The organism is Acerihabitans sp. TG2, from assembly GCF_035013185.1.
Classification (GTDB): domain Bacteria; phylum Pseudomonadota; class Gammaproteobacteria; order Enterobacterales; family Enterobacteriaceae; genus Acerihabitans.
Map to the genome: position 1 here is coordinate 161,855 of NZ_JAYGJO010000007.1, position 17,978 is coordinate 179,832.

General features: G+C 51.9%; 12 protein-coding genes. 7 read left to right on the forward strand and 5 right to left on the reverse strand.

Annotated elements, in window-relative coordinates; genetic code table 11:
• Positions 1 to 211: 211 nt before the first annotated feature.
• From ldtD to SJI19_RS08925, 3 genes are all read left to right on the forward strand, one after another.
• Positions 212 to 2,011, forward strand: coding sequence for a L,D-transpeptidase (gene ldtD, locus SJI19_RS08915; protein WP_323477896.1), 1,800 nt, complete (start codon positions 212 to 214; stop codon positions 2,009 to 2,011).
• 216 nt (positions 2,012 to 2,227) lie between these two features.
• Positions 2,228 to 2,776, forward strand: coding sequence for a YcbK family protein (locus SJI19_RS08920; protein ID WP_323477897.1), 549 nt, complete (start codon positions 2,228 to 2,230; stop codon positions 2,774 to 2,776).
• A gap of 79 nt (positions 2,777 to 2,855) precedes the next feature.
• A complete protein-coding gene (locus SJI19_RS08925) occupies positions 2,856 to 3,485 on the forward strand; it encodes an MBL fold metallo-hydrolase (protein ID WP_323477898.1) in 630 nt (209 codons plus the stop codon).
• Between the two features lie 140 nt (positions 3,486 to 3,625).
• On the opposite strand, the gene SJI19_RS08930 is transcribed toward SJI19_RS08925, so the two are convergent.
• From SJI19_RS08930 to pncB, 4 genes are all read right to left on the reverse strand, one after another.
• Positions 3,626 to 4,816 (reverse strand): amino acid aminotransferase, encoded by a 1,191-nt coding sequence (locus tag SJI19_RS08930; RefSeq protein WP_323477899.1) that lies wholly within the window; start codon positions 4,814 to 4,816, stop codon positions 3,626 to 3,628.
• 212 nt (positions 4,817 to 5,028) lie between these two features.
• The gene (gene ompF, locus SJI19_RS08935; protein WP_323477900.1) at positions 5,029 to 6,144 is read right to left on the reverse strand and encodes a porin OmpF; all 1,116 of its coding nucleotides are present in this window, start codon (positions 6,142 to 6,144) and stop codon (positions 5,029 to 5,031) included.
• A 300-nt stretch (positions 6,145 to 6,444) separates the two neighbouring features.
• Positions 6,445 to 7,845: an asparagine--tRNA ligase gene (gene asnS, locus SJI19_RS08940; RefSeq protein ID WP_323477901.1), complete on the reverse strand. Its 1,401-nt coding sequence runs from the start codon at positions 7,843 to 7,845 to the stop codon at positions 6,445 to 6,447.
• A 236-nt stretch (positions 7,846 to 8,081) separates the two neighbouring features.
• Entirely contained in the window at positions 8,082 to 9,287 is a 1,206-nt protein-coding gene (pncB, locus tag SJI19_RS08945; RefSeq protein WP_323477902.1) for a nicotinate phosphoribosyltransferase, read from the reverse strand.
• Positions 9,288 to 9,717: 430 nt separating this feature from the next.
• On the opposite strand from pncB, the gene pepN reads away from it, so the two are divergent.
• The 3 genes from pepN (at position 9,718) to SJI19_RS08960 (ending at position 14,644) form a co-directional block, all read left to right on the forward strand.
• A complete protein-coding gene (gene pepN, locus SJI19_RS08950) occupies positions 9,718 to 12,333 on the forward strand; it encodes an aminopeptidase N (protein ID WP_323477903.1) in 2,616 nt (871 codons plus the stop codon).
• 593 nt (positions 12,334 to 12,926) lie between these two features.
• Entirely contained in the window at positions 12,927 to 13,937 is a 1,011-nt protein-coding gene (pyrD, locus tag SJI19_RS08955) for a quinone-dependent dihydroorotate dehydrogenase (protein ID WP_323477904.1), read from the forward strand.
• 158 nt (positions 13,938 to 14,095) lie between these two features.
• The gene (locus SJI19_RS08960; RefSeq protein ID WP_323477905.1) at positions 14,096 to 14,644 is read left to right on the forward strand and encodes a cell division protein ZapC; all 549 of its coding nucleotides are present in this window, start codon (positions 14,096 to 14,098) and stop codon (positions 14,642 to 14,644) included.
• Between the two features lie 6 nt (positions 14,645 to 14,650).
• On the opposite strand, the gene SJI19_RS08965 is transcribed toward SJI19_RS08960, so the two are convergent.
• A complete protein-coding gene (locus tag SJI19_RS08965; protein ID WP_323477906.1) occupies positions 14,651 to 15,754 on the reverse strand; it encodes a YcbX family protein in 1,104 nt (367 codons plus the stop codon).
• Positions 15,755 to 15,855: 101 nt separating this feature from the next.
• Here SJI19_RS08965 and rlmKL point away from each other — a divergent pair, with 101 nt between their 5' ends.
• Entirely contained in the window at positions 15,856 to 17,976 is a 2,121-nt protein-coding gene (gene rlmKL, locus SJI19_RS08970) for a bifunctional 23S rRNA (guanine(2069)-N(7))-methyltransferase RlmK/23S rRNA (guanine(2445)-N(2))-methyltransferase RlmL (RefSeq protein ID WP_323477943.1), read from the forward strand.
• Positions 17,977 to 17,978 lie beyond the last annotated feature (2 nt).

A 17,978-nucleotide genomic window follows, 5' to 3' on the forward strand; every position in this document is an offset into this window, starting at 1 on the left:
TTGCCAACCTACCGCTGACCTGTCGAGCGAGGCAAACCAGAAGAAGACTAGGGTGGTGAATGTTGTCTATGCCCATGAAGTGGCACTTTTCTTTACCATTAAGCTTCATTTGTACAGCGCGGTTTTGTCATTCTGCTTATATACTAGGGTTTAAATGAGTGTAAAGAAAAACAGCATAATAATTAACAATTCTGTATACAGGGGACAAGGGATGTTACGGACCAATACTGTGTTATGGCGACGTACGGTTACCAGCTGCCTGCTGGCATTGACCCTGATTCCACTGATAGGCGCACAAGCGCAGGTGACGACGGCGCCTATCCTGCCCAATACCCAGAGCCTGGGCCATAGCCGCGCTGCGTTGTCGACGGTACTACCCGCAGGCATCAAACCTTATTATGCAGGTCAACTGGCGGCGATCTATGCTGCCCGACATAATCAACCACTGTGGCGAGATCGCACCGCCGTCCAGCAATTTCAGCAGCAACTGGCGGAGTTAGCCTTGTCTGGCGTACAGCCGCAGTTCATTACCTGGACCCAATGGCTGACCAACCCCAATATCAGCCCGATAGGACGTGATATTATCCTGTCTGATGCCATGCTGGGCTACCTGCAGTATGTCTCCGGGGTTGAGAAAAACGGCGAAACCTGGCTGTATGGCAATAGTGCTTATCGTCTGGCACCGCCGCCGGCACCGGCGGTCGAACATTGGTTACATGCAGTGGACGATGGCGGCATCCTGCAGTTTATTGCCAGCCTGGCGCCACAGCATCCGCAATATCTCAAAATGCATCAGGCCTTGAAAACGATGCTTACGCAGACCCGTCCGTGGCCGCAGCTTACTGGTAAGGATAGTCTGCGCCCTGGTCAGCTCAGCGACGACATTCCGGCGCTGCGTGACATTCTGCGCCGCAGCGGTATGTTAAGCGCCGAGCCGTCATCCCCATTGCCTACGGCTGACAGTGTGCCGGCAGATGTACGGACTAGCCCGCCGCTGAGTGCTGCCCAGCAATCGGTAGTGGTCAGTCCGGCCGCTGATTCGCTCAATCCATCCCCCTCGACCTCTGATCCGGCGGTGGTCGCCACCGTTGATCCACAAGATAAGGTCTTTTCGCCTGACCTGGTGGAGGCGGTCAAACGTTTTCAGAGCTGGCAGGGGTTGACCGCCGATGGCATTATCGGTCGCCAGACTCGCGACTGGCTCAACGTCTCGCCACAGACGCGGGTCACGCTGTTGGCGCTTAACATTCAGCGTTTGCGGTTATTGAACAATCGGATCTTGACCGGCATTCAGGTGAATATTCCCAATTACTCCCTTGTGTATTATCAGCAGGGTAACAAAGTGCTGTCTTCCCGGGTGATCGTCGGCCGACCGAGCCGAAAAACCCCCTTGATGCGAAGCGCGCTCAGCAGCGTGGTGCTTAATCCCCCGTGGAATGTGCCCGAATCCCTGGTGCGTCAGGACATCATTCCTAAAGCCATGCACGATGCAGGTTATCTACAGCGTAATGGTTTTGTCGTATTATCGGGCTGGAGCGGTGACGTGGAGGCGATTGATCCAGACACGCTGAATTGGGGAATAATCTCCCCCGCACATTTCCCTTTCCGTTTGCGCCAGTCTCCCGGTGCTAATAATGCCCTTGGGCGCTATAAGTTCAATATGCCCAGTTCGGATGCTATCTACCTGCACGATACGCCCAATCACAACTTGTTCTCAAATGATATGCGGGCACTGAGTTCTGGCTGTGTCAGGGTCAATAAAGCCTCGGATTTGGCCAATATGCTGCTACAAGACGCCGGCTGGGGCAATACCCGGGTCAGTGAGACCCTTGAACAGGGTAATACCACTTATGTCTCTATTCGTCATCGGATTCCGGTAAATCTGTTTTATCTCACGGCCTGGGTGGCGGACGATGGAAAACCGCAGTTCCGCACAGATATTTACAATTATGATACGTCGATAAAGTTGGGTGCCAAAAGTCTGCCCACGGCGGAGCGACTGCTGCAATAAGTTGATGAACCCATGAGAATTAGCTGAAGCCGGGTTATTTATGACCCGGTGCAGCGTTTGTGCATCTTCACATAGCTTGACAATCGGTGGGTTGACTGCGCCAATAACTGCGGTTATGGTTCACGACGGTGCACATAGGGTGTGCAAATCGTTATACCCGTCATTTTTCAAGCTGCAGGTGGGTATAGTCTTCTTACGCCAATTGGTTATTTACCCATGGATCACATAAATCATCGTCGACGCAGGTTGCTGGCATTAAGTTGCACCGCTCTGGGTTTGGCCGTGTTACCGCAGACCTCCTTCGCTATGCTTTCCACACCTAGACCGCGGATCCTCACACTCAATAATGTGAATACCGGCGAGTCGTTAAAAGCCGAATTTTTTAACGGTAAAGGGTATAATCCAGCGGAGCTATCGCGATTGAACCACTTTTTCCGTGATTATCGAGCAGAAAAAGTGACGAAAATTGACCCACGCCTGTTTGACCATCTCTATCGGTTGCAAGTGTTGCTGGGTACCCATAAACCGGTACAGCTGATTTCCGGCTATCGTTCGCGTGAAACCAACAGAGAACTGCGCGCGAGCAGTTCAGGTGTTGCCAAACACAGTTACCATACGCTCGGTAAAGCGATGGATTTCCATATCGAAGGAACGCAACTGGCTAATATTCGCAAAGCAGCCCTAAAGCTACGGATGGGCGGCGTCGGTTATTATCCCAGCAGTAATTTTGTTCATATTGATACCGGCCCGGTAAGAACGTGGTAAAAGCGTTGGTCGCTTTGGCCTGGTTTTGTTATCCGGCTGACGGAATCAACACTTTTACGTTAGGTTTTAACGGAGCATCATGAAATACCACATTATTCCGGTTACCGCCTTCAGCCAGAACTGCACTTTAGTCTGGTGTGACAAAACCGGCGACGCGGCGCTGGTCGATCCCGGTGGTGAAGCAGCAAAGCTGATCGCTGCGGTGGCAGATCGTCCCGTGACGATCACGCAAATTTTATTGACTCATGGTCATTTGGATCATGTGGGCGCGGCGGCGGAACTTGCTGCGCATTATGGCGTGCCAATCGTTGGCCCACAGCGGGAAGATGCCTTTTTGCTGGCCAGTTTACCGGAACAAAGCCGGATGTTTGGTTTGGACAATTGTCAGCCCTTTACGCCGGATCGCTGGCTGGAGGAGGGGGATGTCGTGTCGCTGGGTGAAGAGCGGTTCGCCGTTTTACACTGCCCGGGCCATACCCCCGGTCATATTGTGTTTTACAACCGTCAGGCGCAGCTTATCTTGATGGGTGATGTGTTGTTTTATGGTGGCGTGGGCCGCAGCGATTTTCCTCGTGGCAACCATCAGGCGTTAATTAATGCCATTCGCACCAAACTGCTGCCCCTAGGGGATGATATCGAATTTATTCCTGGCCACGGGCCGATGTCCACCCTCGGTCATGAGCGGCAGACCAACCCCTTCCTGAGATAACCCACTGGGGGCAGTTATGCATGGGGAAACTATGCATGAGGCCACTATGAATGGGGCAACTATGCCAGGCGCATAGCTGCCCCATGTCAACGACAATCGCCGAAGGGCGATTACGTCAATGACTTATCTGCCCGCGTAGCTCAGAGCACCGCGACTATGGCTTCGCATAACTGGGCCATGTTGTCCGGTGTCATGCCGGCGACATTGACCCGGCCGGAGTTCACGGCATAAACGCCAAATTCACCGCGCAGACGCAGTACCTGCTCTTTGGTCAGGCCGCTAAACGAGAACATGCCGTTTTGCTCCTTAATAAAGCTGAAATCCTGTTGGGCACCTTTTTCCTTTAGCGTTGAAACAAACAGCTGACGCATACGCTGAATACGCTGGCGCATTTCAGTCAGTTCTTGTTCCCATAACGCCTTCAATGCCTCGTTGTCCAAAATGGTGGCCACAATGGCGGCGCCGTGAGCCGGGGGATTGGAGTAGTTGGCGCGAATACAGGATTTTAGCTGGCTAAAGACCTTATCAGCCGTTTCAGCATCTGCCGCGACCAAGGTACAGGCACCGACACGCTCGTTGTAGAGGCCAAAGTTTTTCGAATACGAGCTGGCGATAATCATTTCATCATGGTGTTGGGTAAAGATACGCAAACCTTCAGCATCCTCTTCCAGACCGCGGGCAAAACCCTGATAGGCAAAATCGAATAACGGTAACCAACCCTTAGTATGCGATAATTCGGCCAGAACGCGCCACTGAGCAGCTGTGGGATCAATGCCTGTGGGATTATGGCAGCAGCCATGGAATAGCACCACGTCGCCAGCCTGGGCATCCTGCAGGCTGTTAAGCATGCCATCAAAGTCCAGTGTATGTTGCGTCGCATCGTAATAAGCGTAATCGGCAGTGTCTAAACCCACGGCAGCAAAAATATTTTTATGGTTAGGCCAGGTGGGATTACTGATCCAGACCCGCTTGGTGCGGGTGTTTTTAGCCAGGAAATCAGCGGCAACGCGCAAGCCGCCGGTGCCGCCTGGGGTTTGCGCAGTGCGGGCGCGTTTAGCGCTGATAAGGGCGCTGTCGGCGCCAAACAACAAGGTCTGGGTACAGTGGCCGAACGCGGGCAAACCGTCGATGCCAAGATAATTTTTACTGGTTTCGTTTTCCAACAAGAACTGTTCGGCTTTTTTAACGCTGGTTAATACCGGGGTACGGCCGGTTTCATCTTTATACACCCCAATGCCTAAATTGATTTTATTCTGGCGGTCATCAGTGCGAAAAATATCAAGTAATCCAAGAATAGGATCGGCGGCGGCTAAAGGAATATTTTCAAACATGTTAGGCGATTCCAAAGGGTAACTAACGGTGAGCACAGAGTCTTATCAGGTTACCGCCAGACGATCGGTTTGCCAACCGTTTGCAACAAAAAACACTGGAACGTGCGGGGATATTACTGCTGCTTATGACGCATAAAAAAAGCGGGGTGGAAACCCCGCTTTTCATCTTTACCTGTGGCAGAAAAGGACGCTGCCAGTAAAGCTACGTCAACTTAGAACTGGTAAACCAAGCCCAGTGCAACGATGTCGTCGCTGGAAATGCCCAGTTTGTTGTCAGAATCAATTTGGTTGATGTAGTAATCAACGTAGGTCGACATATTTTTGTTGAACGCATAGCTTGCGCCGACTTCATAGTATTTGACCAGATCGACATCGCCGATACCGTTGTCAATGTTTTTGCCTTTGGACTGAACATAACCGATGGACGGACGCAGACCAAAGTCAAACTGATACTGTGCAACTATCTGGATGTCCTGGGTCTTGTTGGCAAAACCAGCATCTTTGATCTCTGCGCCGGTTGAATCAAAAGTGCCCGTCGCTACGCTGATGCCAGTTGAGTTACGGGTTTCGCCGTAGGTCGCTGCCAAATAAACATTGTTGGCGTCATATTTTAAAGACGTTGCCCATTGTTCAGCACGGTCACCGCGGCCATATTGTGACTGGTTCTGCGCATTGGTACGGTCAGAAGAAGCATAAGCGCCAACGATACCTACCCCAATCGGGGAAACGTAAGAAACTGAACCACCGTAGCCGTCGCCGTTAGCTTTATTAATGTCAGTACGGTCATTTTTACCCTGGTATTGCAGAGCAAAGTTCAGGCCGTCAACCATACCAAAGAAGTTAGTATTACGATAAGTCGCAACACCAGTAGTACGGCCGGTCATGAAGTTGTCAGTGTAAGCTGTATCACCGCCGAATTCCGGCAGCATATCGGTCCAGCCCAGTGCATCATAAACTACGCCGTAGTTACGACCATAATCGAATGAACCGTAGTTGGCGAATTTTAAACCGGCAAAACCCAGACGGGTTTTATTGCCATGTTCAGCAACTGTAGGATCGCTGCTTTCCGGGTTGTTCGCCTGGAAGTTGTATTCCCACTGGCCGTAACCGGTCAACTGGTCAGTGATTTGGGTTTCACCCTTGAAGCCAAGACGAGCATAGCTCTTGTCGCCATCGCTGCCGCTGTCATCGGAGAAGTAATGCAGGCCGTCAACTTTACCGTACAGATCCAGTTTGTTGCCGTCTTTGTTGTAAACTTCGGCTGCATGTGCTGCGCCTGCAGCCAATAAGGCCGGAATTATCACTGCAAGAAGATTGCGCTTCATCATTATTACTACCCTCATTGGTGTTATTCGGACACCTGCCACTGCCGCTAATATTTCTTTATGAAACATTATTGAGAGTTTGGTGTCTTCCTGTGTCTGAACGCAGTGTTCCATTCGTGGGCATGTTAATCCACCCCGAAAATGATACAAAGGTCGCAATAATGTTTCAGCGGGAAACCTAGTGTTTCAAAATGTAAATTTTGCGGAACTTTGTGAGAGATCTCTAACTTTGAAAAGATAAAGGCCAGCATCGCTGACCTTTATTGATTATCTATATGTTTTTCTTATATTTTAAGATAAAAATTAGAAATTAGCGTTGCGTGGACTGCGCGGAAAAGGAATTACGTCACGAATATTTTGCATTCCTGTTACATAAACGATCAACCGCTCAAATCCGAGTCCAAAACCGGAATGTGGCACGGTACCGTAACGGCGAAGATCACGATACCACCAGTAATCCTCCTTTTCCAAACCCATTTCTGCTAAGCGTGAATCGAGGCGATCGAGCCGCTCCTCACGCTGGGAACCGCCGATAATTTCGCCGATTCCCGGAGCCAAAATATCCATGGCGGCAACGGTTTTACCGTCGTCATTCATGCGCATATAAAATGCCTTGATATCTTTCGGGTAGTTTTTGACCACCACCGGCGCTTTAAAATGTTTTTCTGCCAGGTAGCGTTCATGCTCAGAAGACAGGTCGATACCCCATGACACCGGATTTTCAAACTGTTGTCCGCTGGCCAGCAAAATAGCGATGGCTTCGGTGTAGTCCACCTGGGCAAAATCCGACGAAATAAACTGCTCTAGTCGGGTAATCGCCTCTTTGTCGATCCGCTCGGCAAAGAATTTCATATCATCGGCACGTTCAGTCAGTACCGCCTGGAAGACATACTTCAACATGGCTTCCGCCATGCCGGCAATATCGTCAAGAGTAGCGAACGCCACTTCCGGTTCCACCATCCAAAATTCAGCCAGATGACGGCTGGTATTGGAGTTTTCCGCGCGGAAAGTCGGGCCGAAGGTGTAGACCTTGGATAAGGCACAGGCATAAGTTTCAGCGTTTAACTGGCCAGAAACGGTAAGAAAGGCTTCTTTGCCGAAAAAATCTTCCTCAAAATTCACCTTGCCCTGCGGGGTGCGCGGCAGATTTTCAATGTCCAGGGTGGAAACCCGGAACATCTCACCCGCGCCTTCGGCATCCGACGCCGTGATTAACGGAGTAGACACCCAGAAAAATCCCTGTTCGTTCATAAACCGGTGGATCGCCTGGGCCAGCGTATGACGCACGCGCGCTACGGCGCCGATCATGTTGGTTCGTGGGCGCAGATGGGCCACTTCACGTAAATACTCTACGCTGTGGCGCTTTGCCGCCATCGGATAGGTGTCGGGATCGTCAACCCAACCCAAAACGTCAACTTTTTCCGCCTGGATTTCGAACCGTTGGCCGCCGCCGAGTGATTCGGTTACCCGCCCGGTCACTGCCACCGAGCAACCGGTGGTCAGGCGCAAAATGTCATGTTGGTAATTTGCCAAAGTATTATTAATGACGGCCTGTAATGGATCAAAGCAGGAACCGTCATAGACGGCGAGAAAGGAGATACCGGCTTTAGAATCTCTCCGGGTACGCACCCAACCATATACAGTGACTTCACTGTCAGCCGGTATGCGCCCATGCAGTACGTCGACTACAGGCACTACGCTCATAAAATACTCTCTTAACTCAGTGTGATGTGGGGTTGGTTATTCTCGCCGATGCGAAAGCTGTAATATGTTACTTGGCAGCCAGAAGGACACAAGCGAAAAACGTCATTTTACCGACAGAATTCGCTTTATGGGGAAAAAAATACTCAGCTCGGGGGATCAGGGGCGGGGATCACCGTCAGGCGAAACGGTCCATCGCGCGGACAAGCAAGGTGAGCGCCGCGCGCGATGGGGTAAACTTAGCTGGCTTTCCTGACCAGCGGCACATCAAACGCCTTGCGCAATGCCAGGATAAAATCTTTATCCTGGCACATGCTTTTGCCTGGGCTATCGGAGAGTTTGGCCACCGGTTTGCCGTTGCATTCCACCAGTTTGATGACGATATTGAGCGGTTTGATACCCGGAATGTCGCAGGTGAGCTTAGTACCGATACCAAACACCAGATTTATCCGCTGCCAAAAATGACGATACAGCGTCAATGCCTGATCAAAGTCCAGACTATCGGAAAACACCAATGTTTTGGTCATGGGGTCAATGCCTAGCTTGAGATAATGGGCAATGGCCTTCTCACCCCATTCCACCGGATCGCCAGAATCATGGCGCAGGCCCTGGTATCGCTCGGCGAACTGCAAACCGAAATCACGTAAAAAGGCATCCATGGTGATGCAATCAGTTAACGCAATGCCCAGTTGGCCGGGATATTCATCCAGCCATGCCTGCAACGCGGCACGTTGGCTATTGGCCAGTGTAGGACTGATTTGCTGATGGGCCTGGAACCATTCGTGGGCCTGAGTCCCAACCGGCGTCAAGTCCAGGCGTCGGGCCAGATCATAATTGCTGGTGCCGATCAAATAAGGAAAGTCATGCTGAAGGCGCGTCACCACGTCAGCGTGTAGTCTGCGAGAGAAGCGCCGGCGGGTGCCGAAATCCATCAACTTAAAGTGGGATATATCCACATCTCGGCTGCAGTCATGAAAACGGCGCAACTTCTGTTCGAGTTGATTTAACGCCATTTCACGCACATCAAAGGGTGAGCGCCGGCGATGGACCACTTCACTGATGACGGCAAGCAAGGGCACTTCCCACAAGATAACGTCGCGCCAGGGGCCGGTTATCCGAATGTCTAATTTGCCATGATGATTGCGTACTCTGACCTGGTGAGGGTCGAAACGAAAAGCCCGCAGCCAGACCAGGTAATCTTGATGAAAAAAAGGCAATTCCGAGAGATAGTGATATTCCTCATCGCTAAGCGACAAATGGCGCATGAGCTCAATTTGTGCACTGATATCGCGGGCAAACTCACCTAACAGGTCATCGCCTCGGCAGCGGAATTCTGCTGTGACGGTGACATCATGGTAGCGGTGGTAAACCGCTTGCTGCATGTGTAGTTTGTAGGCATCAGTGTCAAGTAGCGACGTTAAAATCGGGTCAATGGCTAAATTCATGGTGCGTTACAGCATCCTCTTGCGACACATAAATACAGTCGGTTACCCCCTCCAGCTTTCAGGCTGCAGGGGGTTTGTCGGCGCTCGTTCACCCGAATGACTTACCTGTGTAAGCGCATTGGGATCCGCTTGCTTGCCGTCAGCCCACAGCGTGAAACCCAGTGGGTATCATTGGACAACGACTGAAGTGTACCCGGCTTATTCTGTAAGTGTAGTCACATCAAATCATAAATGGCGTGATAACGTCGAGGCTTAAACGTGCCGTTGTGGCGAAATTCATCGGCATAGTCACGTTTAAGTGGATAGATAAACGGCATCAACTCTTTGAGCTGTGCATTTTAATGGGCCTCTCCGCTTAACAATGGCAACATGGCCGTAACAGGAATAAACTCATCTTAATGAAATCAATGACGATGCCAAAAGGTTAATTATGACTCAACAGCCGCTAGTTAAATACCGCCATGATTATCGTGCGCCGGATTATACCATCACCGATATCAGCCTGGAATTTGATCTTAACGCCGAGACCACTACCGTGACCGCGGTCAGTAATGTCGTCAGGAGTGGTCAACCTGGCGTACCGTTGATATTAAACGGCGAAGATCTGGAACTGCTCAGTGTCAGCATCAATGGTCAGCAATGGTCGCATTATCGTCAGGAGGGGTCATGCTTGGTCGTGGAGCAGTTGCCCGCAGCATTTACCCTCACTATCGTTAATGTTATCCACCCTAATCAAAACTCGGCCCTGGAGGGATTGTATCTGTCCGGTGATGCCCTTTGCACCCAATGTGAGGCGGAAGGATTCCGTCATATTACCTATTATCTCGATCGGCCGGATGTACTGGCTCGGTTTACCACGCGCATTATTGCTGACCAGGGCCGTTATCCCTTCTTGTTGTCCAATGGCAACCGTATCGATGCTGGTGAGATGAGTGATGGCCGCCATTGGGTAGTCTGGCAAGATCCGTTCCCAAAACCCTGCTATCTGTTTGCCTTGGTGGCCGGCAATTTTGATGTGCTGCGCGACAGTTTTACGACCCGGTCAGGGCGTGACGTAGCGCTGGAACTGTTTGTGGATCGCGGCAACCTGGATCGCGCCGATTGGGCGATGACGTCGCTTAAGCAATCGATGCGCTGGGACGAAACCCGTTTCGGTCTGGAATATGATCTCGATATCTTTATGATCGTGGCGGTAGATTTCTTCAATATGGGCGCCATGGAAAATAAGGGGTTGAATGTTTTCAATTCAAAATATGTTCTGGCGCGGGCCGAAACCGCTACGGATACGGATTATCTGAACATTGAGCGGGTGATTGGCCATGAGTATTTTCATAATTGGACCGGTAACCGCATTACCTGCCGGGATTGGTTCCAGCTCAGCCTGAAAGAGGGCCTGACGGTGTTTCGCGATCAGGAATTCAGTGCCGACCTTGGCTCCCGTGCGGTGAACCGTATCGCCAATGTGCGGGTGATGCGTGGCTCGCAGTTCGCCGAGGATGCCAGCCCCATGGCGCACCCTATCCGGCCCGATAAAGTGATAGAAATGAATAATTTCTATACGGTTACCGTCTATGAAAAGGGTGCCGAAGTCATACGAATGCTGCACACGCTGCTTGGTGAAGAGAAATTCCAGGCGGGTATGCGGCTGTACGTGGAGCGCCATGATGGCAGCGCTGCGACCTGTGATGATTTTGTCGATGCTATGGAACAGGCGTCTGGTATCGATTTACAGCTGTTTCGACGTTGGTATAGCCAGTCAGGCACGCCGGTTCTGTCGGTGCGTGATGAGTATAATCCCGAGCTACGCCAATATCAGTTGCATGTCAGCCAGATGACACCGTCTACCGCCGACCAGTCAGATAAACTGCCGTTGCATATCCCCCTTGATGTTGAATTGTATGATGTAGAGGGGAGGGTGATCCCGTTGCAATATAACGGGCAACCGGTGGCGAATGTATTGAATGTGACCGCCGCGGTGCAGACCTTTGTTTTTGATGAGGTGCCTTCGTTGCCGGTCCCGTCGTTGCTGCGCGGTTTTTCTGCGCCGGTTAAGTTGGATTATCCCTACAGCGATCAGCAGCTTATATTGTTAATGCGTTCCGCCACTGATGAGTTTTCCCGCTGGGACGCAGCGCAGAGCCTGCTGTCTATTTATATTAAGTTGAGTGTTGCGCGCTTTAGCCAGGGTTTGCCCTTGACGCTGCCGGAGCATGTTGCCGATGCGTTTCGTGGTATTTTGCTCGATCCTGAGCTGGACCCGGCGTTGGCGGCGCAAATTTTGACGTTGCCCAGCGAAAATGAAATGGCCGAGCTGTTCAGTGTGATCGAACCCACTGCCATTCATGGGGTTCATGAGGCATTGATTCGTTGTTTGGCGGTGGAGTTGGATGATGAGTTGCTGGCGGTTTATTTGGCCAATGGCACGGGGCAATATCGGGTAGAGCATCAGGATATTGGTAAGCGGGCCTTACGTAATACTTGTCTGTTCTATCTGGCTTTTGGCGATCACGATCGGGCGGTCAGAATGACCAACGCACAATATCATCAGGCGGATAATATGACCGACGCGTTGGCGGCGATTGCTGCAGCGGTGGCGGCACAGTTGCCGTGCCAAGCGACGCTGTTGGCGGAATTTGACGAGCGTTGGCATCATGATGGTTTGGTGATGGATAAGTGGTTTACGTTGCAGGCCACCAGTCCGGCGGAGGATGTGCTTAGTCAGGTGAAGTTATTACTTAATCATCGTTCATTTAGTCTGAATAATCCTAATCGGATCCGGGCGTTGATCGGCGCGTTTTCGGCAGGGAATCCTGCGGCGTTCCATGCGGTTGATGGCAGCGGGTATCGTTTTCTGGTGGAGATCCTCATTGAGCTCAATACCCGTAATCCGCAGGTAGCGTCGAGATTGATTGAGCCATTGATTCGTTTGCGGCGTTACGATGAGTCGCGTCAGGGGTTGATGCGTGATGCGCTGAATCGACTGCAGGCGTTGCCTAATTTGTCGGGTGATCTGTTTGAGAAAATTGGTAAGGCGCTGGCACAGTAGTTGGGTGTTGTTGTAGCCCCAACAGTACGCGTCCTCTGCGTTTGCGCTTGGCGTGGCAGGCCTGCCGAGTGGCTTGGTGGGCGGAGGGTTTAACGCACCTAGGGGCGCTCTGGCGGCCGGGAAACGGCCGCTTCGACCCCAACGGTACGCTTCCCCTCCGTTTGTGTGCGGCATGGCAGGCCTGCCGTGTGGATTGGCGGGTGGAGGGTTTAACGTACCTAGGGGCGCTCGGGCGGCCGGGAAACGGCCGCTTCGACCCCAACGATACGCTCCCCCTCCCTTTGTGTTCGGCGTGGCAGGCCTGCCGAGTGGCTTGGTGGGCGGAGGGTTTAACGCACCTAGGGGCGCTCGGGCGGGCAATAAAACCATGCCCACTTCGACCCTAACGGTACGCTCCCCCTCCCTTTGTGTTCGGCATTGCAGGCCTGCCATGTGGATTTAATGGGTGGAGGGGCTAGTGCAACGGGTGGGTTTGGGCGGTCTTTTTTGATCTGGCGCGAATGATCGCGCTTTTTTTGCTCTGGTTGATTCCCTTTCACCCATTGATACCCGATAATACCGCCCCGGTTGCTCACGGGATATCAGGAGACATCATGTTTTATCCCCTTATCAGACAGGCCCTGTTTCAGCTCGATCCTGAGCGCGCGCATGAATTTACCTTTCAGCAATTAGGCCGCATTAGCGGGACGCCTTTGGAGTTTCTGGTGCGGCAGTCGGTGCCCGCTAAACCGGTTAACTGTATGGGGATCGCGTTTAGCAATCCGTTAGGACTGGCCGCTGGGTTGGATAAAGATGGCGAGTGTATCGACGCCCTTGGCGCGATGGGTTTTGGTTTTATCGAAGTAGGTACGGTAACGCCGCGTCCACAGCCCGGTAATGATAAACCGCGGTTATTTCGCCTCGTGGCAGCCGAGGGATTGATTAACCGGATGGGTTTTAATAATAAAGGTGTTGATTATCTAGTTGAAAATGTTAAGAAATCTCATTTTCCCGGTGTTCTGGGTATTAATATTGGTAAAAATAAGACTACGCCGGTTGAACAGGGTAAAGATGATTATCTGGCATGTATGGATAAGATTTATCCTTATGCCGGTTATATTGCGATAAATATTTCTTCGCCTAATACGCCGGGGTTACGGACGCTGCAATTTGGTGAGGCGTTGGATGATCTTTTATTGGCCATTAAAAATAAGCAGGCTGAGCTCAATAGCTATCATCATAAATATGTGCCGGTAGCGGTTAAAATTGCACCCGACTTGACCGATGAGGAGTTGGTGCAGGTGGCCGATAGTTTAGTCCGCCATAATATTGATGGGGTTATTGCTACTAATACCACCACCCAAAGAGATTTGGTTCAAGGATTGAAGCATTGTGAACAAGTCGGTGGATTGAGCGGCAGGCCGTTGCAGTCGCGTAGCACCGAAGTGATTCGCCGTTTATCACAAGAATTGGCGGGTAAATTACCCATTATCGGCGTGGGCGGTATTGATTCTTTGATGGCCGCTCGGGAAAAAATGGCTGCGGGAGCCACTTTGATTCAAATATATTCCGGGTTTATTTTTCAAGGACCCCAGCTGATTAAGGACATTATCCGTAATATTTGACTTTATTTGGCGATTTACGTCGTTAAGAGGTTTATTTATCGCGTAGGCTCGTTTATCTTTTATCCAATTGCTGTTAATTTATGCTGAGATTATTTCTGGTGAAAAGGTTTTTACTGGATATTACCCAAAGCACTGGTGATGAGATAAAAGGAATCAAGATGAAAATCACCCCCGGGGACAACTGGCGTTGGTTTTTTGATGCCGAGCGCGATCGGATGATGCTGGATCTTGCCGACGGTATGATATTCCGCTCACGCTTTGCTGCCAAGGCGTTGACGCCCGATGCGTTTCGCGTATCGGTATTTTGCGTGGATGATGCTGCGCTTTTCTTTCAATTTGCTGAAAAAAGTCGGGCGTTGCCGTTGCACGATGACCAGCAGGCAGAGTTGATTCTCAACGCATTGGTCGCGTTGCGTTTTCTCAAGCCGTTGATGCCCAAGAGCTGGCATTTTATGCCACAGCCAGCGCCGGTTGACTGGCATCCAACGCTGGGTGATGACGTGCTGGTGCGTTTGAATGAGAGCGGAGAGTATGCGCGTTTACTGATCGCCGAAGCCGGCGATAAGGCCAGTTTATGTGTATTGGCACAGGGGCAGCTTGACCTGCCAACCCGAAAACTGGTGCTGGGTGATGCCATTAAAATTATGCATGATCGTTTATTGCCCTATCCGCAACAAGACGGCATTTCCTACGCGGCGGCGATGTAGGCGTTATCAGTCAAGACGAATATTGCCATTGGGGATGCAACTGCAGCTCAATACGTGACCCGGCTCAGCGATAGCGCTGGCCTTAAGTGGTGTTACCGTACCTTCAAGCAGTTTGACCTTACAGCTTCCGCAGATGCCTGCGCGGCAGGAATAAGGGATAGGTATTCCCTGTTGTTCCAGTTGTTCCAGTAAAATGCGCTGGTTATTGCCGACAAAACGTTGTCCCTGGTAGTCAATGGTGACCGGTTGTTCGACAGATTTTGGTGTCACCAGGGTTTCGGTTACCGCCCCTCGGCCATAATGTCGTGGTTCCCTCAGTGCCAATACTTCCACGGGATCGCCGACCCGAATGATACCGCCGCTACGGGCAATCAGGTTTTGACCGAAATCGACATCGCCGTCGTCAGCGGTGCGAAACGTTTGCAATGTGCGTAGGGGCTCAGCGGTGGGATGTTTTTGACCGCGCTCCACGCTGACGGTGGTGAGTATGCAACGACTGCAGGGTTTGACCAATTCGAACTCCACCGAACCGATACGAATCCGTTGCCAGCTGTCCTCAGCAAAGGGGGCTGCACCGCTGATCACGATATTTGGCCGGAACTGGGTCAAGTTAATCCCGGCGGGGCAGCGTTGTTGTAAGTTAAGGAAAGAGGCTTCGCCCACCAGCAGGAACGGGTAACCGTCAGCGAAGGACAAAGGCTGCGTTGGTAGCTGTTTAACGCGCCGAGTGCTCTTTTCCCCGGTCCAACGAAGTTCGACGGGGCGATCAAAATACCCACTTAACCAGTTATTGATGGCCTCAGGGGCCCGATACGCGTTAAAATGATTGCCCCATACCTCGGTAGGGTGTAGGTCGGTGCTGAAATCGGCAAATCGCACCATGGCGCTTTGCCCATCGGGTGCGCTTAGGTGGAGGCCATTTTGTATTATCACCGGGGTGAACAGCACCATCTGCGGATACTGTCGGGCAGTGATAAAGGTTCCGTCCGGCCCGGTCAGCATAAATGCGCGATCGAACGCCAGACCTTCATCATTGACCAGCGCGTGGGATACCCGCAAACCGCGCATTGATTTCACCGGATGAATATATAACCGCGATAAACTTACCATTTTGCCTCCCTGCCGGACAAATTCTCTTGGGTCACTTTATGATAATGACCCGTGATTAGCTATAATGCTCAACGATTTTCTTTTTGATGAAATGTGACATGATGAATGCACTGTTTGCCAGTACGGCACAAGGTTTAGAAGAACTGCTAAAAAGCGAGCTTGAAGCACTGGGTGCTCTCGACTGTAAAATAGCGTTGGGAGGGGTACATTTCCAGGGCGATGATCGGTTGCTTTACCAAAGCCTTCTCTGGAGCCGGCTGGCGTCGCGCATTTTACTGCCACTTAACGAATTCCCGGTCCTTAGCGACGAGGATCTTTATCAAGGGGTCCGGGGCATAGATTGGCCGACTTTGTTCTCGGTGGAGAAAAGCTTCGCGGTGCATTTTAGCGGCACCAATGAGGCAATCCGTAATAGCCAATACGGTACGCTGCGGGTTAAGGACGCTATCGTCGATAGTTTTACCGAAGCCTTGCAGCAACGTCCGAATGTGGCCAAGACGCAACCTGATATTCGGGTGCAGGTATTTTTGCATCGTGATCGTGCCATTGTGTCGCTGGACCTTAGCGGCGGCGGCCTGCATCAGCGCGGCTATCGTGACGGCGCCGGGCAGGCGCCACTCAAGGAAAATCTGGCCGCGGCCATCGTGTTGCGCTCCGGTTGGCTGGCCACTACGCCGCTGATCGATCCCATGTGCGGCTCCGGCACCTTACTGATCGAGGCGGCGCTGATGGCGGCGGACCGGGCTCCCGGGTTGCTGCGCCAGCAGTGGGGTTTTTACGCCTGGCGTCAGCATAACGAACCACTTTGGCAGGAAGTGCTTAACGCCGCGCGCGCGCGCGCTCGTATAGGCAGCAGTGCGACCAGCGCGCGTTTTTTTGGTTCGGACAACGACGCACGGGTGGTCGACAAAGCGCGGGCCAACGCCCACCATGCCGGGGTGGCTGAACTGATCGACTTTAGTGTCAATGACGTGGCTAATTTAACCAATCCCCTGCCCGAAGGTCCACGCGGCACCGTGGTAAGCAATCCACCCTATGGTGAGCGCTTGGAAAGCGAGCCGGCGCTGGTTGCGCTCTACAACCTGTTTGGCCGGATTATGAAAGCGCAGTTCGGCGGTTGGCGCCTTTCGTTGTTTAGCGCCTCGCCGGTATTGCTTGGTGCGCTGCAACTGCGTGCCGAACGCTCATTCAAAGCGAAAAATGGCCCGCTGGACTGCGAGCAAAAAAACTACCTGTTGGCGGATGTGCCCCACGCTGTAGCCTCTTTAAGCGTGGCACCGGACTTCGCCAATCGGCTGCGCAAAAATGTCCGTGTGCTGGAAAAATGGGCGGCCAAACAGCATTTGGATTGCTACCGTCTCTACGATGCGGACTTACCCGATTATAATGTGGCCATAGATCGCTACAGCTCCTGGGTGGTGATTCAGGAGTACGTTGCACCCAAGACTATCGAGCCGGAAAAGGCTCGCCAGCGGTTATACGATGCCATTGCCGCCACCCTGGCGGTGCTGGATATTCCCGCCAGCCAGTTGGTGGTCAAAGCCCGTGAACGTCAGAAAGGCAAAAACCAGTATGAAAAGCTGGCGCAGAAAGGCGAATTCTTATTGATGGATGAATACGATGCCAAACTGTGGGTGAATCTTACTGACTATTTGGATACCGGTTTATTCCTCGATCACCGCATTGCCCGTAAAATGCTAGGGGAGATGAGCCGTGGCAAGGATTTCCTTAACTTATTTGCCTATACCGGCAGCGCCAGCGTCCATGCCGGCATTGGTGGCGCCCGCACCACCACCACGGTGGATATGTCACGCACCTATCTGGAATGGGCGGAAAAAAACCTGCGCAGCAATGGACTGGTGGGTAAGCAGCACCGGCTGATCCAAGCAGACTGCCTATCTTGGCTTGAACTGTCGGAAGAAACGTTTGATTTAATCTTTATCGATCCGCCAACATTTTCCAATTCAAAACGTATGACCGAGAGCTTCGACGTGCAGCGGGATCACCTGCTGCTGATGAAGGATCTGAAAAGGTTATTGCGCGCCGGCGGTACCATCATGTTTTCCAACAATAAACGCGGTTTCCAATTGGACACCGAAGGATTACAGGCCCTCGGCCTGAAGGCGGAGTCCATTACCGAGCGTACCCGCTCCCAGGACTTTGCCCGTAATCGTCATATTCACAATAGCTGGCTAATAAGCCATGCCGATCGGGATCAATAAAC